Here is a 23,302-nt window from a genome sequence, read left to right on the forward strand (position 1 = left end):
GAAATATGATGCCTGATGAACAGAGGCCCAAGGCGGTCGCACTCAGCACAGCTGCGCCAGCGCTTTCGCTGCCGGCTATCCAATCTTTAGTGTCTGAAAAATATGGCATTGAGGGCACCGTCCTGCCGCTGGCCAGTGAGCGCGATCAGAACTGTTGCATCGAGCAGGCCGACGGCACGCGCTATGTGTTAAAGATCAGTAATCCCTCTGAAGCGCTGTCCATCGTGGATTTTCAGATTGCCGCGCTTAATCACATCGCCGAGTCCGCGCCCGGGCTGTCCACGCCGCGCGTCGTGCGAACGCTAGAGGGCTCCCTGCGTGACAACGTCACTCTTGACGGAGGAGAAATAACGACCGTCAGAATGCTGACCTATCTAGACGGTATACAGGTTAAGGATACGGAGAGAACCCCAGCACAGCGTTGCGCGATGGGCACCTGTCTGGCCCGGCTTGACCTGGCTTTACAGGCATTCAGCCATCCCGCTGCCAGCCACGATCTTCTCTGGAACGTTTCAGCCGCGCATCGCCTGATGGATAAGCTGGAAGACCTCGTGGATCCCACCCGTCGCAGGCTGGCTGAAAAATTTATGACACGTTTTATCACCCATATCCTGCCGCGCCTTCCGGCGCTGAGGGCGCAGGTTATCCATAACGACTTCCATCTCTACAACGTGATGGTTGCGCCAGAGGCGCAGGATCGTATTACGGGCATTATCGATTTTGGCGACATGCTTTATGCCCCCCTGGTCGGCGAAGTCGCAACCGCGGCGGCCTTTCAGATGACAGGCAGCGTCGATCCTTTTGCCGGCGCCGCCCAGTTTGTCGGCGCCTACCACCAGACGCTCCCGCTTACCGATCTGGAGCAGGCGGTCGTGACCGATCTGATGGCGACCCGTCATCTGATTACCGTTTTGATTACCGAGTGGCGCGCGGTTCGCTATCCACACAATCGCGCCTATATCATGCGGCACAATCCAGCCGCGTGGGAGGCGCTGTCTTTAATGGCGGATCTGTCTCGCGATACGGCACGTGACCGACTGCTGGCTGAACTCTGAAACCGGAGAATTGTATGAAAAGCACGACAGATCTCAATATGGTAAACGCCTATATCCCCGGCCAGGTCGACGTGGGGCCGGTCACCGCCGCGATGATTCAACGGCGCGATGCGCTGCTCGGCCCAGCCTATCGCCTGATGTACGAGCATCCCTTACATATCGTGCGCGGTGAAGGCGTGTGGCTCATCGATCCTGAGGGCCGTCGCTATCTGGATATTTATAATAATGTCACCTCGCTTGGGCACTGCCATCCTGCCGTCACCGAGGCCATCTGTCAGCAGGTTCAGACGCTGGCAACAAATACCCGCTACCTGCACGACACCATTCTGGAACTGGCCGAACGCCTGCTGGCCACCGTGCCGGAAACCGCGCTTGCGCATCTGATGCTGACCTGCACAGGCAGTGAGGCCAATGACCTGGCTTACCGTATTGCCAAAGTTCGTACCGGGGGCACCGGCATTATTGTGACCGAGACGGCCTATCACGGCATCACGGACGCGGTGTCTCAGTTCTCGCCCTCTTTAGGCACGTCGGTGGATCTTGGCGCCCATGTGCGCCTGATTCCTGCCCCACGGCTTTATCATGCTGAGGGAGCCGATCTTAGCGAGCGCTTCACGCGCGACGTGGAAAGCGCAATCGCCGACCTGCAGCGTCACGGCATCAAACCCGCCGCGCTGATCGTCGATTCCTTGTTCACCAGCGATGGCATCTTGCCTGGTCCGGTGGGCTTTATGAAAGGTGCAGTTGAAGCCATCAAGCGGGCCGGTGGCGTGTTTATTGCCGATGAAGTTCAGCCCGGCTTTGGGCGCACAGGCGAGACAATGTGGGGCTTCCAGCGCCACGGCGTTATTCCGGACATGGTGACGCTGGGCAAGCCGATGGGCAACGGTCAGCCGATTGCCGGTCTGCTGGCCACCGCTGATGTGCTGGCGGAGTTTGGTCAACGCTCACGGTATTTCAATACTTTTGCGGGCAATACCGTTTCCTGCGCAGCCGCACTGGCCGTTCTGAAAACCATTGAAAGGGATGGCCTGGTTGCCCATGCGCGCGATGTAGGCAAACAGCTGCTTGATGGCATAACCGCGCTGGGTAAAAAGCATGAGGCGATCGGTGATGTTCGCGGTGCCGGCCTCTTCGTTGGCGTGGAACTGGTTTCCGATCGTCTGTCGCGCACCCCGGATCGCTGGCTGACCAGTCAGGTGGTGAACAGAATGCGTCAAAAAGGCGTGCTGCTGAGCGCATGCGCAATGGGCCACAACGTGCTGAAAATTCGCCCACCGCTGGTCTTGACGGCAGATCAGGCGGGAATGATAATCGATGTCCTCGATCAGTCGCTGACAGAAGCGACGGCCGCCAGGGCTTCCCAGTCTGTTCTGAGGTAATCACCTGACCATGACGCACACTAAACCCCTCGATCGTACCGATATCAGAATACTTGAGCATCTTCAGCGCGAGGGGCGGTGTTCGATAGTGGAACTGGCTGAGGCGATCAGCCTCAGCCCCAGTCCCTGCCTGGCGCGCACCCGACGCCTGGAGCAGAGCGGAATTATTTCGGGTTACGCCGCCAGGGTTACGCTGAACAAACTGGGTAATAACCTGGTTGTGTTCTCCGAAATCACCCTGAACAGTCATTACCCGTCCGATTTTATCAAATTCGAATCCGGCGCCTGTAAGTACCGGGAGATTGTAGAGTGCTACAACATCAGCGGAGGCTATGACTATCTGTTGAAAATCATCGCCCCGAATCTTCACAGGTTTCAGGACCTGATGGATCGTTTGCTGGACGATGAGATCGGTATTGCCAAATTCGCCAGCCGGGTCGTTCTTCGGCAACCCTGGCAGTGGCGCGAAGAGCCACTGAGCGAGATTGCAACCGGGCAGGCAAGCTGGTCGTAAGGCCTTGTGCAGTCTGACGGCACGTCAAATCACAGGAAATGCGCCTGACCGTTACCCGCCTGTCGATAAGACCCGAGTTCAGGCCAAAAGCGCGATTTGCCCCTCATCAGGGGCGGACATTTCTGTGAGGGGTGCCGACTGTACTGGACGGTTGTTCCCCCTTCCCGGTCCGGCTTTGAAAACATCCTGTATGTCCACGTGCCCCTGGTGTAAGCCAACTGCCAGGCACTGCGAAACAGCGCGCCAGCAGCAGAACGGCGTTGCGACCTGTCCATGTGGTAATGCGATCAAAGACATTGCCGTACGGCGCCTTGAAGCATCCAAAAACACCACCATGCAACGCATCTTTTCTGACAGCACGCCGATGCATCACACCGTCTCACGAGGCTTAAGGCCAGCATCGCCAACGGGATCACCGCGCCCGGTTTCTACGCCGTTTTTGGCTGATAAGAGCCCCTGTTGGAAGAGGGAGTGCAGTGCTATAGTGCCCTTTACGCTCAGCGCGCAGCAGAGACTGACGTAAAGGCGCTGATCGGCTTTCTGCACCCTGTTAACCCCGGCTTTTCGACCGTAGCTGAGGGTGACTTTAGGGATGAGCCTGATGCAGCGGTATTATCCGCAATAAACCAGGCCGAACGTTAAGGCTTTGAGCGGTGAAAATGATCATGCGATATCAGATGGCTGTCTTGTTGTTTGCAGGAACAACCGCTGCGCTGGCAGCGCCCCCCGTTGCCAATGTCTGGCAGATCTATCAGGCTGAACTCGCTCGCCAGTGCCCAGCTAAACATCTTGAATGGCTCGCACCGGCTGACATTCGTGATGCGCTTGATGACTATCAATCCCATCTGAGTACCGGTTTACAAAGTGCGATGACGACCGCCGAACGTCACAGCTGCCGCGATGTGTCGGCAGGTGTGACATGTGACAATGTCGGTGACCTGGATATTGCCTGGAAAAACGACTTAATGCCCGCTGTTGCGGCCTCTTTTTGTCGCCGTTTTACGATGTGCCGAAAACAGTCGGACTGCGACAACCTTGCTGCACCTTAGCGCTCGCCTACCCGCCACCGACGCGAAACCTAAGCGCATGCCGGAATCCGCAGAAGCCTTGCGATCCTTTTTAAGACAATCAATAACTGCGCGCAACGGCGCAGACATCAACCGGCGGGGAAAATAGCGCCAGGGGCAGGCAAAAAAGGCCCACCACGCGTCAGGCAGCGGCATGAGTTCGCCTGTCTTAACGTGAGGCAGCCGTCCGTTTTCGAACGTCGCGGTCACGCCCTGGCCTTTTAGGGTCAGATCGCTCGCACCAGATACACCGTTAACCCCAATAAACAGTCAGGCGTCCGGGCGCATCCATGCGAACCGTTTCTCCGTTGCGCGCGAACGTGGGGAAATCCTAGATTGATGCCGCCTGCCCCGGCACCGCCATTCAACGCGGGGCGCACTGAGGTCAGGCAAGGATGACAACGTGAGATAACCCAACCGGCTCAGACAAAACGCCATTCAAAGCCGTTTGCCGTTTTATTGATATAACCGGCGGAACTTCGGGCAAAGTGAGCGCTGAACCATAGCGCCTGATTCTCGACAGCCCATTCCATCGCCCAGCGGCGTTGAACTTCAGCCTGCTCTGCATTGGCACAAAAGCGTGAGGCCAGATGAGGCTGCCTGACCTGAAGCTCATTATGCATCAGGTCACCGCTGAATAAGGCATATTCCCCCGCACTGTGCAGGATAATCGACGCATGATCGTGGCTGTGCCCCGGCGTCGGGACAACGCGTAACACTTCTGCGAAATGCGGCGTTTGACTCACATCGAACGTCTCAAGTAAACCGGCATCGATCACCGGGTTAAAGCTGTCTTCTAAAACCGTTTTTCTTGCCGGATCGTTTTGCCAGCTTTTCAGGCCAATAGCGGAACAGTGATAGCGCGCATTTTTGAAAAATGGCGTCCACTTGCCTTCAACCTGATGAGTATTCCAGCCAACATGGTCGCCATGCAGATGGGTGAGCAAAACGATGTCCACCTCATCGGGATCAATGCCTGTCTCGCGAAAACGTTGTTCATAAGGCGTATCCAGTTGGTGGGAAAGCGGAGAGCCGGGACGCTCACGTCCATTACCACTCGCTGTATCAATGACAATGACGTTATCCGGCGTCCGGACAATCCAGCTATGCACCGAAAGCGCGATATTTTCAGGAGAAAGGCCGTCCAGCTGCTGGTCTGGATACAGCATGCTCACAGATAATGACGCCTCAAGTTCCGAAACCTTGAAGACGTCACAGTCACCCACGCGATAGTTCGATTTCTGTTTCACAGTAGCCCCTAAGACAGGATGAAATGATGCTTTTGATGAATATGATTGAATCGTATCAGCTGGAAGAGGTTATCCCTGCAAAAATCTCATCGCCCCGCCCTCTGTGCTAATCAGTCACCAGCCGGGCTATGTTTTCGCCCAAATCTAAAAGAAAGGCCTCTCGCGACGGATGTGAATCGGTTACCTGCGGAGGCAAGGTATTCATGAAGGTAAAATGCCCGGCCTCTTCCATCACACAGAGATAAGTCTGCGTGTAACCCTCCAGTGCCTGTTTAAGAAAGCAGGCCTGGGACGGGGGCGTCAGGCTGTCCTTTTCACCTGCCCAGATGTGAACAGGTACGTTCACCGCTGCCAGCGCAGACGGAACCTGGAAAAAATCGGCGGGCGGTGCCAGTAAAATAAGTCGATGCAACATCCGGTCGCCTGCGAAAACAACCGATTCCCCTGTGCTTGTCATCGCTACAGCCCCGGCATTCAGCAATAAAATCACGCTACCCAGGGAGTGGCCAACACCGGTAACCGACGCATAACCGCTACAAAATTCATTCTGAGCCCGCGCAAGCCGCTGGCAGCGTTCCAGTAATTCAGCTCTGGTGGGCACGGGTGAGGTCAACCGTTCAAAGTGTGGCGCGACAACGGAAACGCCATGGCGGGCAAAGGTCTGGAGAAGTTCAAGATGGCGCAGCGGACTGCCGCCCAGCCCCGCAGCAAAAAGGATACAGCGCGTCGCCCCCTTAACCTGCAATAAGGTGACGTCAAACGCCTCTTCCCCATGTTTGATCCGAGACGTTTCAGTAAGATCACTTTTGTCCATCAAAACGCATCCCGCTTAACCGATTGTCAAAAATATTAACAGGCTCTCGCCACCTTTACGCGTTGGATGCCGTTCTGCCACACAGTAAACCCCGGCTTCGTGAATTATGACTGGTCAGGACATTGGGATGAAACGTCATTGAGCCCCTCTGCATCCTGAGTAAATGATTTGAAATGCTGGCGATCGTCAATTTTTACTACATAAATTGAATCAAAATCCGCTGACGGCCAGTCAGGTACAAGCCCCGCATCTCCGCCCGTTTTTTCAACAAGTGTCCGGGCAGCAATGACCAGATTTTTATGCTCCCAGGCGATCATGGTCAGCGGAACGCGTTTCTCATTGAGAAGGTCAGAGACCAGTTTACGGGGTTTATCCGCGTGAAAGCGCAGTATTACAGGCCTGGAAACCTGCACCGCCAGAGGGATCAGAGTGGAGAGTGGCCGCAGCGAACTCCCTGTTTTATCCTCTTTTGGTGCAGAGGCGTAAAGCGCATCCGGGTTTCCATAGCGGTTCAGCAACACTGCAGGAAGTTTCAAGGCCCGATTAAGACCTTTGCAGGTCAGTTGACCACTTGCATTGTCGGGTTTTTCGCCATGACGAAAAAAAACATAGGTACTGTCGGCCTCAGCACTCAAGGGGACAAAGACAGTACACGCAAACATTAAAGCCAAAAATTTCTTCATCATAACGTCCTGTGAGTCATAAATTCGCCAGCAAGGGCCTGATTTCAGAGCAGTTCACTAACAACAGATAAACGATCGATGAACGAATGAATCTGCAGACTGGCTGCACAAGTGCGCCAGACACAGGCACAATAGCGCTTATGCCCCGTCCAGCGCATCTGTATTCTGTGCGCTGTCACCCAAGCGAACCCGGTTGCGACCTGGCCTCCTGGCCGTTCATCTCCGAATCGGTCAGCGTCGCTCTGACATGCGGCAAACTCTGCGGATAATGTTGCTGGATAAACTCAATCATTTTCTCACGTACGTAACAGCGTAAATCCCAGGCCGTGGGAGAGTTCTGTGCGGTCATTAACAACCTGATGGTCATGGTTTTTTCGCTGGTATCGGTGACCTGGAGCACCTGCGTCTGCTGATCCCAAAGCCTCGTTTCACTGAGTACTTTTTCAAAATGCTGGCGGAGAGGTTCCAGCGGCATGGAATAATCCACGTAAAGAAAAACCGAGCCGAGTATTTGCGCGTTATTCCGCGTCCAGTTCTGAAAGGCATTTTCGGTAAAGTAGGTAATGGGCAGAACCAGTCGGCGCAGGTCCCAGATACGCACGACAACGTAGGTCAGATTGATCTCCTCAATCCAGCCCCACTCTTTTTCCACGACCACGGCATCGTCAATTTTTATCGGTTGCGTGAAGGCAATTTGGATTCCGGCAAACAGATTCACCAGCGACTTCTGCAGTGCAAAGCCAATGATGATTCCGGCTACGCCAGCACCCGCCAGAATCGTCGTGCCAAATTTACGCACACCCGGAAAGCTCAGCAGAATCATGGACAGACAGAATAACACCAGGATGACGATGGCGACCTTTTTGACATACATTAATTGCGTACGAATCTTGCGGGCGCGAAGGTTATTCGACAGATTAATGTCATAACGGATGAAGAGCATATCCTGCGCCACATTCGTCAACCGAATTAATACCGAGCAGACCGACAGGATAATAAAAATATTGGCGGTGGCGGTGATAAAATTCAGGGATTTTGGGGGGATATTAATATAATTCACCCCGATATTGATGAGCAGTAGGGGAATAAATAGAAACAGGGATCCACGTAGATGCTTTTCAAGCGATTTGAACAGTTTTCTGTCGCGATTTTGCCAGTAGCGAATAAACACAAAAAGAACAAATCGGGACAGAAAGCCCACAATTAACGAAAAGATAACCAGTAAAACCGCAGGCACCCAGGTTGGCACCCCAGAGAACTCATCAAAGATCAACGACATCATTTTCCCTTCTCAAGCAATCGACAGCCTTAGGCTGTATGAAAGGTCACTAAAATCAGTAACCGCTGTTTTCTCGGTTATCTGCGAACGACGTGATTACGTATAGTAGTCTATGAAAAATTTGACCCACTGCCTCTTTAATCAGATAAAAACCGTTAAAGGCGGCCAGTTTTAGCGGCGCTGTGTTCATAACCGACTGAAAATAAGACTTATTTACTTTCGGGCAAGTAAGATATCGCCATCGGTTTCACTCAACCGACATGCTCTGCTGGTAGCGGGGGAAATACGCGAAAGCGCAGCAAGGCCTGGCTTCGGTGCAAAAGCATTGCCGAGCGAGACAGGCACGATTGCCGCACAACCGCCACGTCAAACGCAAAGCCGTCATCTTGCAGAAGGCAAACACTCCTACCCGTCAGTGGAAAAAGGGGTTTTCCCGGGGGAAAGCATACTCCCGGCGCATCACTCACGCCTGCGGTGGGCGACGGGCAGAACGATGTCGCTTTGGCAGGGCATATTACGTTGAGCAGGTCCACTTAGGGTGCAGCGGACCTGGCAGAGCAGTGTCGTTATCCCGTTAACGCAGACGAACCTGCTCAAGGTCAGCCAGTAAGCCGGGCCCCTGTGGCTTCCAGCCCAGATCCCTGCGGGTGATTGCAGCCGAAGCAGACATGTCCTCTGCAACAAATTTGCTCAACGCGCCAAAGTGTGCTGATGCTTCACTCGCCTCAATGCGTACCACTGGCACATCAAGCACCTGTCCAATCGTTTCGGCAATGCTGCACAGGGGAATACCTTCTTCTGCTACGGCATGATAGCGCCTGCCCGCCAGATTTTTTTCAAGGGCGAGGACATAAAGCCGTGCAGCATCACTGATATGTACTGCCGACCAGCGGTTCTGACCCTCGCCCACCCAGGCCGAGACGCCCTTTTGCCGGGCCGTTTCAATCAATGAGGTCACTAGCCCTTGTTTCAAGGGATTATGCACCTGAGAGAGCCGGATGACGGCAACATTGATCCCTTTTTCTAAGACCGCCATTGCGCCCCGTTCTGTCGCCTTACGCGGATTGCGGTGTTCAACGTTAACGTGGTTTTCAACTGCCAGGCTGCCAGGCCCTGCTGAGCCCAGCGCGACGGCGGACGTGACGATCAGCGGCCGCTGCGTTCCCGCCAGGGCTTCACCCAGCGCCTCAACCACCAGCCTGTCTTTTTCGCATTGGGCGACAAACGTGGAAAAATCATGATTAAACGCTGTGTGAATAACCCCGTCGCTTAGTGACGCGCCGCGCCGCAGGCATTGAAGGTCGTTAATGTCGCCAAAAAAGGGTTCGACACCCGCAGCAGCCAGCACTTCCGCGCCTTTTTGGCTTCGGGTCAGCCCTGAAACCTGGTAGCCGGAGGCAATAAGCTGAGCGGCAACCGCGGTGCCGATAAATCCCGTCGCGCCGGTAAGAAAAATTCGCATCCTGTTCGTCCTTACTGTGAATCAGCCATCATTTAACAACCCGATGCAGCTAATTTAGACGGGAGGCGTAATACATTCTATGCTGGAACGTCGCTGTTTTATGTCCGATCGTCCGGAGCAGACTATGGACCCGCTATCACAGTTGTTATCGCTACTCAAAACTGAAAGTTACGTTTCAGGCGGTGTTGTTCTTGATCCTGCACAGGCAGTCCAGTGGCCCGCTCATGACGGGGTCAAATGCTATGCCGTCGTGTTTGGATCCTGCTGGCTGTCCGTTGAGGGACTGGCAGAGCCCGTCAGGCTCACCGCTGGAGAGTGTTATCTTTTACCTCCCGGCCCCCCTTTCAGACTGGCAACAGACTTAACGCAAAAACCGGTCGATTTTCAGACCGTCCGGACTGAAATGATTTCCGATATCGCAACCAAAACGCACGAAACGTCAGGTTGTTTTCTGGTAGGCGGGCATTTTTTACTGGCTGGCCGCGCTGCACGCCTGCTTTTGCATTCCTTATCACCCGTGGTGCATGTTCACAGAGACGCAGATAAAAAGGCGATGTATTGGGCACTTGAACGGATGGCTCAGGAAGTGCGCGACCCTCAGCCGGGCAGCGAGCTTATCGTGCAGCAACTGGCTTTTATGCTGGTCATACAGGCCCTGCGATTGCACGCCGATGACAGCACAACTCCCCGCACTGGCTGGCTCTTTGCTCTCCGCGATAAAAAGCTGAGCGCGGCGATAGCCTGTATGCACGATGCCCCCGGACAGGGCTGGACAGTGGAAACGCTCGCCACGCAAGTGGGAATGTCACGTTCGGCGTTCGCACAACACTTTAGCCAAACCGTGGGTATGGCTCCTGCTGCCTATCTCACCCAGTGGCGAATGCTGTTGGCCTGCGACCGCTTACAACAGACTGATGACTCTGTACTGCATATTGCCACCTCGCTGGGATACGAGTCAGAAAGTGCATTCAGAAAAGCCTTTAAGCGCGTCATCGGCTGCACACCTGGAAAATTCCCCGCAGGGTAACAGGTTCAAGCCTGCCCTGGCAGACGGCAACAGACGGGAATGTTGGACATGATGCGAGACGATCGCCGCGGTTGGCGATCGTCTCGCGGTTATTTGGCCGGGCAGACAGACGCTTCAAGTTTGCCCCGCCGATCCCACCGGCAGGCAAGCAGCCACAGCAGCGCCGTCACAATCCAGCCGATGATCCACGAGATGTCGTTGCCGGCAAAGATCCAGGTCAGCGAACCATGATAAAGCGGGTTATCGATAAACGGCAGTTGCACCAGCACGCCCAGAAAGTAGACCGAAATACCGGCCCCGTTCCAGCGCCCATAGCGCCCGTCTGGCTGCGACAGCGCCGGGATATCTACTTTGCCATGGGTGATGAGATAAAAATCAGTCAGGCTTATCGCGCTCCAGGGCACAAAGAAAGCCAGCAGAAACAGCAGGAAGTGCGTAAAGGATTTCAGGAAAGCCGGTTCACTCAGCAGGGCAATAACGCAGGCCAGCGTCACCATTGAGGTGACAAACATAACGCGCCCCGCCCGACTGAGCGAGGTTTGCTGGCGAAAACCCGACACAATGGTCGTCAGAGACATAAAACTGCCATAGGCATTTAACGTGGTGAACGTAATTTTGCCAAAGCAGATGGCGAAATAGATCACCATCGCCATGGTGGCGCTGCTGCCCAGACTCACAATATAGCCAACCTCATTGCCTGAAAAGGCCTTACCGGCGATCGCGGCAACGATCACGCCCAGGGTCATTGATGCCTGGGTGCCGGTCATGCTGCCAAAGAACACCGAGCAGAACAGCGTCCTTGCGGAAACATCGGCGGGAAGATAGCGCGAATAGTCAGAGACATAGGGGCAAAACGCAATTTGCCAGGAGGAAGACAGCGAGATCGCCAGCAGAAAGTTAGCCAGCGTAAAATGGCGATTCTGCCATACCGCCGATAAATCGTGAGTGGAGAGCAGCGTGATGAATAAATAGGCAAAGGCCAGGACGCCGATCACGCTCGCCAGTTTCCCCAGTTGATGAATCACACGATAGCCCAGCACCGCAATCACCACAATAAGGGCGCTAAACACCACCATTCCGGTCGCGTTGCTGACGTGAATAAGCTTCGCCAGCGCCTGTCCCGCCAGCACCGTACCACTGGCAGAAAAGCCGACGTACATTATACAGACCAGCACCAGGGGAATGACCGCACCGAATACACCAAACTGCATGCGGCTGGTGATCATCTGCGGTAACCCCAGGCGCGGGCCCTGAATGGCATGTAACGACATGATGCCCGCCCCGATGATTTGGCCGACCAGCAGCCCAACCAGCGACCACACCACATCGCCGCCCAGAACCACAGCCAGCGCGCCCGTGACAATGGCGGTGATTTGCAGATTACCGCCAAACCAGAGGGTAAACTGGCTGAAAGGCTGCCCGTGACGTTCGCGCGGCGGGATATAATCAATCGAACGGGTTTCTGACAGGCGCGGTTTCTCTGCGCCTGAATAATCTGCTGCAGGTGATTCAGCTGGCATAGTTTCCTCACTGGAACACAGCATACGCGGTGTGTTGAGACCTATTGTTGAACGGATGGATGCGTAAACGGTAGTACATGTATATACATGTAACGATACTGTCACGCGAGTTGAGAAGTTACAAGATGAGGCGTCATTGGAAAATGTGATGGTGCAGGCAAGCCTGACAGGTGACCACGCATCGCTTGCTAGCATGTCGGGCGTGAAAACGAACAATCGCGCTGGCTCCTGCCCTCAACCCGTCAGATTGACGTATTGAAGGCAAAGCCGAGTACAGGAGAAACGCGCCACATGCCTTACCAGGTGTTAAATCCACAACAGCCAACACGGGAAAATTGCGATATGAATCGCCGTCTGGCTCCGTTCACAAACTGACAGGAGCCCTTATAAGGAGTCAGCCTAAACATAACGTTTGCCCGTTAGACGCCCACCCAGCATACTGCCTCTGCGTGACTGGCGTCGGTAACAGCCCGATGCTCAAAGTCGCTGCCTGACCTTGAGTTGATGATCCCTTCAATCGATGGCCTTTGGGCGATACTGTTCGTTAAGCGCCTGAGCAATTGCCTCTGTTTCCGCATCAGGTATGCCGTTATCAAGCGCCGGTCTGAAGTGCATTTGAAACGCCTGAATGGTTTTTATAGTCTCCTCGTCCAGCACACCCGTTTGTGGAATAGCATCATATCCATAGGTTTTAAGTAGCACCTGCATTTCATGAACATTCACAGGTGCGGTTGGCAGACGACCGTTGAGATATTTTTTTATTTTCTCTGCTTCCGGCCAGGCCCCGATCCCCTGAGCAGCCAGTTGTTTCCAGGGAAACAGCTTACCGGGGTCTTGTTTTCGCAGGGGGGCGATATCACTATGACCGACTACGTTATCAGGGGTAATATTATAACGCTGGATAATGCGCCTGGACAACGCGACAAGCGCCTTGATTTGTTTTTCATCGTAGGGATACCAGGTTTTATGTCCCAACATATTTTCTGAAAAACCACGATTAACAATCTCAATACCGACAGAAGAATCATTGAGATTGACACGCCCATTCCAGTTACTGACACCGGCGTGCCAGGCGCGCTTATCTTCATGGACCAGTTGATAGATGAGGGGTTTATCTGCTGTATTGTCAGGCGACTCGGGAATAATGTAATGGGCGCTGACATTATTACCTGTAAGAAGTTTTAACGATGTCGCGTTATCAGCGGCCGTGTAATGAAAAACCAGGAAACGAATACGTTCGTTTTGGGCGAGTGAAGAATAATCATGGCTCAGCGTATAGTCTTGCCTGTTTGCTTTTGACGAAATGCTATGGCTACAACCTGTAAGTGATAACAGTAAAAACAGGCTGGTAAGGATGCATCTTGCATTCTTTTTAATTCCCATATCAATTAAATCTTTTTGCAACATTTACTTTATCCTGATCGCTCTTTTATTCTGACGGAGGATAGAAAATTCAATCTCGCTCCTCTGATAAGAAAGCCTGTTTTCCAAAAACCACATAATGAATTCATTATCATTCTTCACGCCGATTTTTTTCATCACTCTCCGTTTATAATAACTGACTGCTTTCTCCGGCAGATTCATCCATTCGGCTATTTGCCTTACTGTCATCCCGGTCATAAAAAACCAGGTAACCGCTACTTCATTTTCAGTAAATGTCAGACAACGTTTTGCATTATCCATAAAAGTCACAACCCCTCCACTGGAGCAATAATTTTTTATCTCTCCACAAATAACCAAAAAAAACATTTAATTAACAATCAACTTCAAATTCCAACCTGTCATTCATCATCCCAACGCCATATAAAAATGCCACCTTCCCTAACCTGGTGGCATTCAGTGAACGACTAGCTAAGATAATTCCGGATTGTACGTGCCGGATTAACATGCCCCCCTCAACCCGGCATCATAATTTCTAAAAACGCCGCATTTAATTGATAGAAACCCTAAGCACGAAGCCACACAGAACAGATTTCCATTCTCAGAATATCGGATGTACTTTTTTTATTCGCCTCTCGCTATTTTCATATTCAATAAAGCGTTCAGCTCAGAACATTGAGATAACAATTTTAGGACGTTACACAACCAGAAAGGGTATTCTGCGCCTGTCTGTAACTCATCCCCGCCAGTTACAGAAAGGCGCAGAATCCTCCGGCAATATCTTTACTCCTACAGCGGCCAAAAGCCCCCTTTTCCTCGCAACGTTTTGCCAGCACCGCCTCCAACGCCATAAACCTTCCCTGCACCTGCCCACTTACATTGCGGAGAGGAAGGCATATCGCCGGCACAGTGCCGAGAGCGTTCGCCAAAATATTCAAACCACGTACACCCATTGGTTATTAATTGGATGAATCCTCGTTTTGCACTAACCATCCCTCTCCTCAAGACTAAAAGAGGGACGGTTGGCGATGAACCAGAGAATAAGTTCCTTATTGTTTTTCACACCTAATTTACGCATCACCCTGCGTTTGTGGTAACGAATTTTCAGCACATCCATGCCTGTCCGGCACGCAATCTGCTGTAATTTCATTCCGGTCATGTAAAACCCTATTACGGCAATTTCTTTGTCCGTTAAAAAAACATTTTCTCCATGTTTCCCGATAACCCTAAGCACATGTTATCTCCATAGCGAATCAGTAAACCTCAAAGGCGCGCCTGCAATAAACTACAGGGTGACTTTGTTTGTTTTTAACTGATAATTATAATCACTGACGCTGGTGATGCTCAGATGCATACCCTTTGAAAGTGGATGAGAAGGTGTAGCGCACAACGTCTCCTGCGGAAGAACATAAGGCTTCGTAAAAGTGATTTTCGATCCGCCTTCATCTGTATTAACCAAAGGTGAGAAACGGAACACTTTAGCGCTGGGATTACTTATACAGAGATCGCCGCGGACTAACTGATATTGTACGCGCTGCCACATATCTTTTTGCTCGATATCTTTTCTGACGTTAACTACGACCGGCAGATCTTGCCCAATGAGAATTTTCACCTTTCCATCGCTGACCTCATCCTTAGGTGGTAATCCTGTAAATACGACGCGCGCGATATGCTCTTTTACATCCGGCGTATTGGTACGGTAAATTACCCGAATGCTCTGGATGTCGCCTGGACCTATTACAATAGCCTGAGGTTCAGTATACAGTGTGCCACCGGCAAGATTATCGTCTGGTAGACGCCGGATTTTGCTGTAAAGCAGCACACTTTTATCGCCATTATTCTTAATATCAATAGTCGACTCCTGCTTACCTGACTCGATCAACACCGCTGATGATGAAGGTAGAATTTCGGCACTGGCATCATGAATAAGACCTGTAAATATGAAAACACTCATAGAAACGTTACGAAGCATGGCAGTTGAAAATAACATTTTTAATACTCTCCTGTTGATTCAGACGACGAGATGAAAGTTTACATTGCATATTTAAATGCGTAGGTGACGACATACCTTCTGATTCCAGCTTTCCGATATCTTTTTCATCGATTAAAAGAATATCTTTGTCGATGAAACGGGCAATTAATTTTCCAGAACCGTCATAAAAAAGATCACTCTGATGAATGTCAGAAGGTTTGTGGCTCCATTTCAACAGCATTGAACGGTTATCCGCTATGCCAAATTTAAAGAACGGCACCGATCCGCGAACAGCTGAAAAATCTCTGACGTTGTTTTTAATGATTACACCTGATGGCAGACCTTCCGGGCTAACGCGAATAAAATCATTTCGTCCTTCAGCGACAGGCGTAATTATGGCTTTTCCATCATGATTGGTGACCGCACTACTTTGTAATGAGGCGACATCAAGATAATGATGGACGCCTGTGTCGACCACCGCCCAGGTATTGCCAATACGGTTTGGTGAGAAAATAACGCCTTCTTTACTAATGGCAACAGCACCGGATAAATATGCCGCGGTGGTCTGCGATACGCCTCCGGCATCTCGTCCCTGGGAGAGCGAGACATCCGCAGTGGTGTAAGGTGTAATGACGGCATTATCCAGCGAGTAGCTTTCTGAACGACCCGCGCCCGACGTACGCATCTGGCTGGCAGTCACGGTATAGTTTTTAGATACCGGCGCACTGAGCGAATTCGACAGGCGCGCTCTGTTACCGTACGTGTAATACTGACTTCGCCAGTTAGCGCTGTGTTTGTTGAAACTTAGTGGAAGGCTCAAGAAAAGATTGAGGCTGATCTTATCTTTTTGCGTTTGTCCGGGGCTTAATGACATGTAGGAGACACCTACGCCCAACGAAGCTTTTCCCACAGGTAAGTTCAGACTGCCTGACAATGAATTGAAACCGGGCGCATCATAGAAACGATAATGTGTTAACGAGATACTTCCTGTCACGCCATAGGAAAACTGCTGCGTCTGCGTCAAACCAATGCTGCTCCGCTGTGCATTGTCGTTTCCGAGTTGTGCCTGACCAATGTAGCTAAAATGCCGGCTATTACGACTAAAATTAAGGCTGGTATTTTTATAGCTGCCTGAAACATCCAAACTCAGGCCCTTCTGGTTTTTCTCATTTTGTACGCTTGTCAGGCTGGAGCGAAAGCGAAAATCTTTTTCGAAAGCCGTATTGCTGACCGTAAGCCCGCGATAGCCTGACGCAGTGACCATAGCGACCGATGGGGCAAAGATTGAATTTAGCGTTCTGGAGAAACCGGCGCCGCTTACCGTGCTTCTGCTGCCGCTAACGGTACGTCCCGTAAAAGCATAATAGCCCGCGTTACCATCCTGGTCAGAGGTGATTTGCGCGCGTGAGATGATGCGCGAGTCAACGATCTGCCCGTCTCGCTTAATTAATACCCTGACGTCATCAGTAAAGCCGGCTACCGGAATATTACGCAGTTCCGCATGGCCTTTCTGAATGATTTGTTTCCAGAGAAGTAAGTTATTTTGCCAGAACTCGACAGTCAGCGTTTCTGCAGCTTCATAATTAAAGTTCACAAATGCCGTCGCGTTGCCGTTGGCGGAGGAGATGATGGCACCATCAATATAGCCAGTGCCAAACCCACCATCGCTAACGATTGTTCGTCCTGCGCGGACGCGAACATTTTGATAGTCTCGCTCAATATAGCCATCACGTATCGTGTTAACCGCCGTACGTGCGTTACGGTTGCTAAAGGAACTGTAGTAACCATGTGAGCGAATAATCGTATTGTTCATATTAATTCCGGCTTCATAATCTGTATTGATACTGTTGAGGGAGGTTTCTCCTCCTGAAAAGCGATAGGCATAGGTATTGTAATTTATAAATGCCCCGTTCCCGCCACTCAACCTTTGCTTCCCCTCTGGATTAATCAGATATTTTACAGGGACTAATAACCGTAAGGTATTATTAGCGCGATCAAATTTAGCCTGAATCTGTTTATCCAGATAAAAATATTTACTGCCGTTTCTCGCTTTGTAGGGCGTCCATGCTAACGCTTTTATTCCTGCTTTTGATTTTATGTCTTGCGAATAAACCGCTGCATTTTTAACCGAAAAAACCCTTCCTGATAAAATATATTTTCCATTGATGTAAATATCAGATTCCGTTTCTCGCTCTGGCATAACATGCTGATTAAGTGCATTATCAAGCTGCGCAGAAGTGATACCATTCGCAGCCATCAAATTAGAATCAAAATGTAGCGTTTCACTCCGCACTGGTGCTATAAAATTTAAAAAGAAAATAACAGTAACAATATAATATATTTTTTGCATGTCAAAATCAGGCACCTCATAGTGAGATGCCTGCTGTCGCTCTCAAAAAAATAAATTAGAAATAACGTACGTTAATCTGTGCAGTACCCTGCCAGTCAACCCGTTGCGCATTGGTTATCATATTTCCGGCGTTTAATTGCGGTTCGACGTCAAATACCCATGAAATAACTTTTCCTGAGGCTGGTGCACTGGTCGTTTCATTCCAAGGTGTCCAGTCTTCCGATATCTTATAACTCCAATCGGCATTTAACACACGACTAAACGCAGTACTGTTATGCGCACCACCATTCTGGTAACCGAAAGAGGTCGTATTGGTCACGCCGTCTACCGTTGATGAAACAGGGCTGATGGTAAAATTCCCCAATTTATTTCCCGTTACCGGATCCATCCCTAAACCAAAAATACGCGTACTATCTGCATGCCCTTTTCTGTTATTGGTATTCACACCCAACAGAGCACTACTTGCATTGGGATCGGTCGCCCAGAATGCCACTTTCTGCTCTGAGGGACAACTTACCTGTAATGTCACTTGTTTCGCTGCAAATGTATTGAGCTCAGTTTGATTAAGATCTTCGTGCTGAGTAATCCCCCAGTCAAGAGCCTCACCGCCTACAACATTTGCTGTACAGGCGTTCGGCGCAATGATGCCATGAACATTAATATCCGTTCCTGCCATGGCTGTATGACAAAATAATGCACTGGTGGTGAAACTTAACGCTAATACTGTTTTATTAAAAGACACGTTATTCTTCCTTATCTCTGTATAAAAAAATCGACAGAAGCCGCTCAGGCTTAATGCGGTGAGAAATATAACGTTAAATATTGAAATCGCCATATGAATTAATCTCTTTTTTTATAAAATAATCTTTTGTTTTTTATTTTTAAAGATCAATAAGATAGACATATACTCTATGCCACATTTAAAGCAATATTTTTTTGATTGATTTATAAATAAATTCAGAAAAGAACATACACATCAACTCCCAATATTTACTTATCACTGAGTGAAAACCCGTCTTTTAAAGATTGCAATGGACACCTGCCGGATTAGCCTGCCCTTTCCAGTCCCTTTTCATACTTTTTTCTGTGTCGAAGCGTCAGTACACACAACGCCATGCCGTCACATCTGATTGACGCTGTTTCATTGCCCTACTAATCACGTTTAAAATAGACAAACGTTCAGCCTGACGTTGTCGTTAGTCACTCGACCTGAATGCATTACTTAAGATGTATCATTCCTGACCATTTTCATTCCTTTAGTTCATTCCTGGTTTACATTGACTCACAGCCATATCTTTTAGTCAGATAGTCGTACCAGAAAAGCTTACCGTTTTATCCTACCTCCCCGTTAAATCAGCAATATGTTTGAAAAAGAAAGTGCGGTGCAAACCGTGACGCTCTTAGAACATTGGGCCAGAGGCTTGGGTTGCGCACTTTCGATACTTAACGTCAGGAGATCAGGAAACGACAGACATTCTGTCAGGTCGATGAGAGTGGTGTTTGTTACAGCGGGATATTTATTACATGATATCTACGATGCGTTGCTAAGCCATAATGTCGCAGGTATGGATAAATACAGAATGACACAGGTAAGTGAGGGCAGTTAAAAACATCATCAACGCCCCATTGAAATGCAATACCTTAACGTTAAACGAAGCAACCTAAGATTCTGTGATGCCCACCTGGAATTCTCGCGTGATTTACTTAAACAACGGCTGATGCGTGATCTCAGGCTGCAGTGACGATGAGTATCATTGAGGTAGAGGTTCTTTGAAAATGGAGGGTGTATTCGTTCCGCTCAGTCTGCAATCTGGGCTTAATCTGGTTGGTTTAACAACCCTGCGCATTATTTTCTTGCAGATTTTATCCTCGCCCAACCCCGTGGTCGCATGATGTCTGTCTGCGCGACCTGAGGATTGCGCGCATGCAGCTACGCCTACCTCTGATGTGGATAGCGCTGACGGCTTATTAAAAGACGTATGTATGTGCGTTTTTCATATGAGTGCGTATGCTGACAACAACGTCTGTTTTGAATGATGCCGTGAACGGCAGCAAGCGCGTAAACCAATGAGAGTTCAAATGAATCTGACACCTGCCGCTGACCAGAACGCCTGACTGACAGGGCAAATGAGAATGTATATAATTACTATTAGAGAAATTTTTGAGAAGTTAATTGCGCGTTTTAACATCGTTATCTGCTGTTTTTCGCGTGCGACAGCGGGCTACATAAGAAGCCTAAACCTGCTTCAGGTTCCCTCTAAAAACATTACTATTTTTTATTAAATTAAATTTAAAATTATAAACAATAAAATCAATTACTTACAACTTAAATCATGTATTTTATATTCCACTTAAATTAAAAAAGCCAAAGGCATGCAAATAAAACTCTTTTATTTAATTTGATTTGGAAATTATTCAGCACTATGCTGATGTCGATTCAGATAACAAATTTTTATCTATTAATTCCTTTCAATAGATGGGTATTCATGTCCATTTCTTTTGGTACAGATGGAGAGCACTTTGAGCCGAAAGATTACACTTAATCACTTTCTGGTTTTTGAACCCGAGAAAAAAAGAATTACTGGCAGAGGCAATCCGGCGATCATTAGTGCTTCAGCATCACTATGCTTCGAGTTGCTCATTGAAAATGTCGGTGAGTTAGTCACTCATCAACAGTTTTTTGACTATGCATGGCGTCGTTTTGGCATGGAGCCGACCTCTACGTCCCTCTATCAGAATATATCCAGCCTCAGGCGCGCACTGAGTAAAGCCGGACTGCAGGAAGACATCATTCGAACGATGCCCCGGCGTGGTTTTATCCTGTCACCACAAACCGTGGTGATGAAAGAAAATACCGTTACAGCCTCTTCAGCAGCTGTCTTGAGTGAGAAAAATTATGAACCTCTTTCGTCAGAAGAAAACACAGAATCCCACGAGGGAGCATCTCCAGCCGTGTTACAGCACGCAGATGTCGAAGATGATAAAGATCATAAGACGGTTTTACCCTCAACTCGTCAACGTGATCACTCGCCATGGTTACCCAAAACAGAAATGTTGTTAGCACGACTCTCTTTTAAAAATGTGTTTTTTACCGCCATCACTTTCGTTTCTTTTTGCTGTATTTTTATTTTTATCAAAGTCGAACCGCAATCGGCAGAGCCCGTTTTCGCTCACAGCATGGACTATAAAGGCTGCGTGATTTTTAATAACTCAGACGCCTGGCTCAATAGCGCTGAGTTAAAAAAACGCGTAGATGATTTGGATATCAATTGTAAAGACAGTCAATATATCTATATGACATCTTTTAAAAATGCTGACAGACTCTCTTACTTTCAATGCCAGCACCCCTTGCACGCTACAATTCGAGCAAACTGTCTCTCTCATTATTATGTTAAGAATTTCAACGATGAATAAAATTCTGGTTCTGACAGGGCTATGCTTTATCGCTCTTTTATTGTATCCATTTAGTGGAAACCGGGAACACCGTATATCATGTAAAGCGGATATTTCTTATCAGTGGCAAGATAGCACGCTAAATTTATTCATTTCTCAAAACATCCAGAATGGCAAAGGTATACTGGCTCTCTCTGGTACGCTTCATGAAAAAAATAAAGCCGATGGTTATTTAAGTAAAACCATATCTTTCTCCTATCGAGAACAGGGCTATTATTATCACCTTAACTCAGATTTGGTCATCAACTCGCCACAAATGACCATGAGCGTTCAGGATCAAAGAAAATGGTTACCTGATTTCTTTATTGAAAAAGGGAAGCCTCTGCTGCTGAAAATCAGGCCTTACGGTGATAAAGCCTGGCTTTTTTACTCTGAGACTACGCCACTTTTCGTCTGTGAAAGAAGTAGTTAGCTTTTTTAACGATTTTTCACCCTTGTCCACTGCACGACGCTGAGATCTCAATGTTGATAATCTTGACGTCGTGCAGTGCATTTTTTACGACGAAATCAGTTTACTTCTGGCAGAAACAACTCTGTTTCGCCCCTCATGCTTTGCCTGGTACAACCATTGGTCAACGGAAAGCAATGTTTCCTCAATATCGTTGTTATGGTGAGCTAAACTCTCCACGCCAGCTGATATTGTCATTTTTCCTATTTCGCTAAATTGCGCACATGCGATATGTTCACGGATACGATTTGCAATAGATTCAGCCTCTGAGATTTGTGTATTCGGAAAGAAAACAACAAATTCTTCGCCACCAAACCGACAAACAATATCGTTAGTGCGGCAGCCTTTTTTTAAAAACATCGCGACGGCCACTAACGTTTTATCACCGATATCATGCCCATAGTGATCATTAATGCGCTTAAAGTAATCGATATCGAAAGAGGCAAGACTATGTTCGTTTTTAGCAGAGAGGTAAGGCGCGGTAAGTTGCTCAAATCCACGTCGGTTATACAGTTTGGTCAGATGATCGGTTATTGCATCATCTCGTAATATGGCCAACGTTTTATTAATTGTGTTCGAATAAGCCAAAAAAGATTTTTTCAGCCTGTCAGATTCTTTATACCACGTTTTTATATCCTTTATTTTGGGAGGCAAATCCTTCGTTGTAGTAGACCGGGTCAGGCCAGCGAGTCTTTCGAGCGGTTTGGAAATCTGCGTGGAAACAAAGATGCTCACACCGACCAATAGCAATGCTATCACCAGTCCATAAACCAACACATCTTTAGCGATAAGCGTGAGTGTCGTGGTGACCACGTCAGGCGAAACGCATACGAATACGTGCCAGTTGGTTTTGATAACGTCTGAATAGCCTAACAGGCAGTCACGCTGTTCTAACGTTGTCTTTAATCCACCGCTGCTGGCCTGATTCAGGTGTGTGGTCAGGCTGCCAGGCAAAGGATTGTTTTTTCCTGTCAGCGTCTCATCAGGTGAATAAATGACTTCTCCAGTATCTGAAACAATGCTGATCGTTGTTTTATCAGTGTAAAAATGATGACTCATGAGGCGGCTTAAAATACTTTTTCTTTTCAGGTAGATAGATCCTGCAATATAACCCAGATACGCCCCCGAAGAGGAATAGACCGGGTTCGACAAGAAAATGAGATAGTTACCTGTGTAAGGCGTAAGGGGTTCTGATACGAACGCTCCCTTTTTAACCGCCATCAACTGCTCAGGGGCAACATTTAAAGACGTACCAACAGGCAGTAAACCTGGTGGAGAGGATACCGCAACGTAACCGTCTGGGGTTAGCATCACGACTGAACTGAACATATCCGATTGCAGTCTTAATCTGTCAGCTTCTTGCTGTAATGCCTGTTTGTCATCAAAACGTTTAATCTGAGTGGCACTGTATGCAAGCTCTTTTTGTGCCGTTCCGAATGTGCTGTCGGTCATATCAGCAAGCTTACGGGCATAGGCGGTGTTAGATTCAATGATTCTTTTTTCAGTCAGAACCTTAAGAACAACGCCCACCACCAATATCAGCATGAGTGCAGTAATCACTATGCAACAAACAGAATGCAGGCACAGAAGCCCTTTTAACGAGGGTTTATAGGTTTTATTCATTCCCACAGCAGGTCTCTGTTATT

The 23,302-nt window shown here is 49.2% G+C and carries 20 protein-coding genes; 7 read left to right on the top strand and 13 right to left on the bottom strand.

From position 1 onward, the window contains the following. Positions 1-8 precede the first annotated feature (8 nt). The 4 genes from AAIE03_RS08545 to AAIE03_RS08560 all read left to right on the top strand — a co-directional run bounded on the left by AAIE03_RS08545 (position 9) and on the right by AAIE03_RS08560 (position 4,000). A complete protein-coding gene (locus AAIE03_RS08545; protein WP_022622737.1) occupies positions 9-1,055 on the top strand; it encodes a phosphotransferase in 1,047 nt (348 codons plus the stop codon). A 14-nt stretch (positions 1,056-1,069) separates the two neighbouring features. After that, positions 1,070-2,437 (top strand): aspartate aminotransferase family protein, encoded by a 1,368-nt coding sequence (locus AAIE03_RS08550; protein WP_498562952.1) that lies wholly within the window; start codon positions 1,070-1,072, stop codon positions 2,435-2,437. Between the two features lie 10 nt (positions 2,438-2,447). Next, positions 2,448-2,951 carry an Lrp/AsnC family transcriptional regulator gene (locus AAIE03_RS08555; protein WP_014605903.1) on the top strand — a complete coding sequence of 168 codons (504 nt, stop codon included), beginning with the start codon at positions 2,448-2,450 and terminating at the stop codon, positions 2,949-2,951. A 677-nt stretch (positions 2,952-3,628) separates the two neighbouring features. After that, positions 3,629-4,000: a hypothetical protein gene (locus AAIE03_RS08560; protein WP_234033881.1), complete on the top strand. Its 372-nt coding sequence runs from the start codon at positions 3,629-3,631 to the stop codon at positions 3,998-4,000. A gap of 440 nt (positions 4,001-4,440) precedes the next feature. Here AAIE03_RS08560 and AAIE03_RS08565 read toward each other — a convergent pair whose 3' ends face one another. The 5 genes from AAIE03_RS08565 to AAIE03_RS08585 all read right to left on the bottom strand — a co-directional run bounded on the left by AAIE03_RS08565 (position 4,441) and on the right by AAIE03_RS08585 (position 9,506). Further along, on the bottom strand, positions 4,441-5,268 hold the full coding sequence (locus AAIE03_RS08565; RefSeq protein WP_013025685.1) for an MBL fold metallo-hydrolase: 828 nt from the start codon (positions 5,266-5,268) through the stop codon (positions 4,441-4,443). Positions 5,269-5,374: 106 nt separating this feature from the next. Beyond that, the gene (locus AAIE03_RS08570; RefSeq protein ID WP_498562953.1) at positions 5,375-6,082 is read right to left on the bottom strand and encodes an alpha/beta hydrolase; all 708 of its coding nucleotides are present in this window, start codon (positions 6,080-6,082) and stop codon (positions 5,375-5,377) included. A gap of 104 nt (positions 6,083-6,186) precedes the next feature. Beyond that, entirely contained in the window at positions 6,187-6,768 is a 582-nt protein-coding gene (locus AAIE03_RS08575; RefSeq protein WP_105082494.1) for a histidine phosphatase family protein, read from the bottom strand. Between the two features lie 172 nt (positions 6,769-6,940). Next, positions 6,941-8,044: a mechanosensitive ion channel family protein gene (locus tag AAIE03_RS08580; protein ID WP_015700371.1), complete on the bottom strand. Its 1,104-nt coding sequence runs from the start codon at positions 8,042-8,044 to the stop codon at positions 6,941-6,943. 574 nt (positions 8,045-8,618) lie between these two features. Then, positions 8,619-9,506 (bottom strand): SDR family oxidoreductase, encoded by an 888-nt coding sequence (locus AAIE03_RS08585; RefSeq protein ID WP_105078609.1) that lies wholly within the window; start codon positions 9,504-9,506, stop codon positions 8,619-8,621. 124 nt (positions 9,507-9,630) lie between these two features. Between AAIE03_RS08585 and AAIE03_RS08590 the strand changes: the two genes are divergently transcribed. Beyond that, positions 9,631-10,533 (top strand): AraC family transcriptional regulator, encoded by a 903-nt coding sequence (locus tag AAIE03_RS08590; RefSeq protein WP_421930406.1) that lies wholly within the window; start codon positions 9,631-9,633, stop codon positions 10,531-10,533. Between the two features lie 89 nt (positions 10,534-10,622). Here the strand turns inward: AAIE03_RS08590 and AAIE03_RS08595 are convergent, their stop codons facing one another. The 7 genes from AAIE03_RS08595 to AAIE03_RS08625 all read right to left on the bottom strand — a co-directional run bounded on the left by AAIE03_RS08595 (position 10,623) and on the right by AAIE03_RS08625 (position 18,497). Next, positions 10,623-12,053: a purine-cytosine permease family protein gene (locus AAIE03_RS08595; protein ID WP_028715097.1), complete on the bottom strand. Its 1,431-nt coding sequence runs from the start codon at positions 12,051-12,053 to the stop codon at positions 10,623-10,625. 513 nt (positions 12,054-12,566) lie between these two features. After that, positions 12,567-13,436 (bottom strand): N-acetylmuramoyl-L-alanine amidase, encoded by an 870-nt coding sequence (locus tag AAIE03_RS08600; RefSeq protein ID WP_475483674.1) that lies wholly within the window; start codon positions 13,434-13,436, stop codon positions 12,567-12,569. Between the two features lie 24 nt (positions 13,437-13,460). Continuing rightward, positions 13,461-13,736, bottom strand: a complete 276-nt coding sequence (locus tag AAIE03_RS08605) for a helix-turn-helix transcriptional regulator (RefSeq protein ID WP_029568750.1) — start codon at positions 13,734-13,736, stop codon at positions 13,461-13,463. Positions 13,737-14,418: 682 nt separating this feature from the next. Then, positions 14,419-14,667 (bottom strand): helix-turn-helix transcriptional regulator, encoded by a 249-nt coding sequence (locus AAIE03_RS08610; RefSeq protein ID WP_105078606.1) that lies wholly within the window; start codon positions 14,665-14,667, stop codon positions 14,419-14,421. 51 nt (positions 14,668-14,718) lie between these two features. Continuing rightward, on the bottom strand, positions 14,719-15,423 hold the full coding sequence (locus tag AAIE03_RS08615; RefSeq protein WP_013025675.1) for a fimbria/pilus periplasmic chaperone: 705 nt from the start codon (positions 15,421-15,423) through the stop codon (positions 14,719-14,721). Continuing rightward, positions 15,395-17,755 carry a fimbria/pilus outer membrane usher protein gene (locus AAIE03_RS08620; RefSeq protein ID WP_455935275.1) on the bottom strand — a complete coding sequence of 787 codons (2,361 nt, stop codon included), beginning with the start codon at positions 17,753-17,755 and terminating at the stop codon, positions 15,395-15,397. Before AAIE03_RS08620 ends, AAIE03_RS08615 begins: the two co-directional genes overlap by 29 nt. Before the next feature lie 55 nt (positions 17,756-17,810). Next, positions 17,811-18,497, bottom strand: coding sequence for a DUF1120 domain-containing protein (locus AAIE03_RS08625; protein ID WP_233266602.1), 687 nt, complete (start codon positions 18,495-18,497; stop codon positions 17,811-17,813). Positions 18,498-20,263: 1,766 nt separating this feature from the next. On the opposite strand from AAIE03_RS08625, the gene AAIE03_RS08630 reads away from it, so the two are divergent. Further along, a complete protein-coding gene (locus tag AAIE03_RS08630; RefSeq protein WP_370513125.1) occupies positions 20,264-21,169 on the top strand; it encodes a winged helix-turn-helix domain-containing protein in 906 nt (301 codons plus the stop codon). After that, the gene (locus tag AAIE03_RS08635; protein WP_019105277.1) at positions 21,162-21,620 is read left to right on the top strand and encodes a YqeJ family protein; all 459 of its coding nucleotides are present in this window, start codon (positions 21,162-21,164) and stop codon (positions 21,618-21,620) included. The genes AAIE03_RS08630 and AAIE03_RS08635 overlap by 8 nt, the downstream gene beginning before the upstream one ends. An 84-nt stretch (positions 21,621-21,704) precedes the next feature. Here AAIE03_RS08635 and AAIE03_RS08640 read toward each other — a convergent pair whose 3' ends face one another. Continuing rightward, positions 21,705-23,285, bottom strand: a complete 1,581-nt coding sequence (locus tag AAIE03_RS08640; RefSeq protein WP_104933351.1) for a sensor domain-containing diguanylate cyclase — start codon at positions 23,283-23,285, stop codon at positions 21,705-21,707. Between the last annotated feature and the right edge of the window lie 17 nt (positions 23,286-23,302).

Source organism: Pantoea sp. Ae19-2 (assembly GCF_059801205.1).

Bases quoted from the DNA above. Each gene is read 5' to 3' on its own strand.
- AAIE03_RS08545 (WP_022622737.1), top strand. From the start codon at position 9: ATGCCTGATGAACAGAGGCCCAAGGCGGTCGCACTCAGCACAGCTGCG.
- AAIE03_RS08550 (WP_498562952.1), top strand. From the start codon at position 1,070: ATGAAAAGCACGACAGATCTCAATATGGTAAACGCCTATATCCCCGGC.
- AAIE03_RS08555 (WP_014605903.1), top strand. From the start codon at position 2,448: ATGACGCACACTAAACCCCTCGATCGTACCGATATCAGAATACTTGAG.
- AAIE03_RS08560 (WP_234033881.1), top strand. From the start codon at position 3,629: ATGGCTGTCTTGTTGTTTGCAGGAACAACCGCTGCGCTGGCAGCGCCC.
- AAIE03_RS08570 (WP_498562953.1), bottom strand. From the start codon at position 6,082: ATGGACAAAAGTGATCTTACTGAAACGTCTCGGATCAAACATGGGGAA.
- AAIE03_RS08575 (WP_105082494.1), bottom strand. From the start codon at position 6,768: ATGATGAAGAAATTTTTGGCTTTAATGTTTGCGTGTACTGTCTTTGTC.
- AAIE03_RS08580 (WP_015700371.1), bottom strand. From the start codon at position 8,044: ATGTCGTTGATCTTTGATGAGTTCTCTGGGGTGCCAACCTGGGTGCCT.
- AAIE03_RS08585 (WP_105078609.1), bottom strand. From the start codon at position 9,506: ATGCGAATTTTTCTTACCGGCGCGACGGGATTTATCGGCACCGCGGTT.
- AAIE03_RS08590 (WP_421930406.1), top strand. From the start codon at position 9,631: ATGGACCCGCTATCACAGTTGTTATCGCTACTCAAAACTGAAAGTTAC.
- AAIE03_RS08595 (WP_028715097.1), bottom strand. From the start codon at position 12,053: ATGCCAGCTGAATCACCTGCAGCAGATTATTCAGGCGCAGAGAAACCG.
- AAIE03_RS08600 (WP_475483674.1), bottom strand. From the start codon at position 13,436: ATGGGAATTAAAAAGAATGCAAGATGCATCCTTACCAGCCTGTTTTTA.
- AAIE03_RS08605 (WP_029568750.1), bottom strand. From the start codon at position 13,736: ATGGATAATGCAAAACGTTGTCTGACATTTACTGAAAATGAAGTAGCG.
- AAIE03_RS08615 (WP_013025675.1), bottom strand. From the start codon at position 15,423: ATGTTATTTTCAACTGCCATGCTTCGTAACGTTTCTATGAGTGTTTTC.
- AAIE03_RS08620 (WP_455935275.1), bottom strand. From the start codon at position 17,755: ATGCAAAAAATATATTATATTGTTACTGTTATTTTCTTTTTAAATTTT.
- AAIE03_RS08630 (WP_370513125.1), top strand. From the start codon at position 20,264: ATGGAGAGCACTTTGAGCCGAAAGATTACACTTAATCACTTTCTGGTT.
- AAIE03_RS08635 (WP_019105277.1), top strand. From the start codon at position 21,162: ATGAATAAAATTCTGGTTCTGACAGGGCTATGCTTTATCGCTCTTTTA.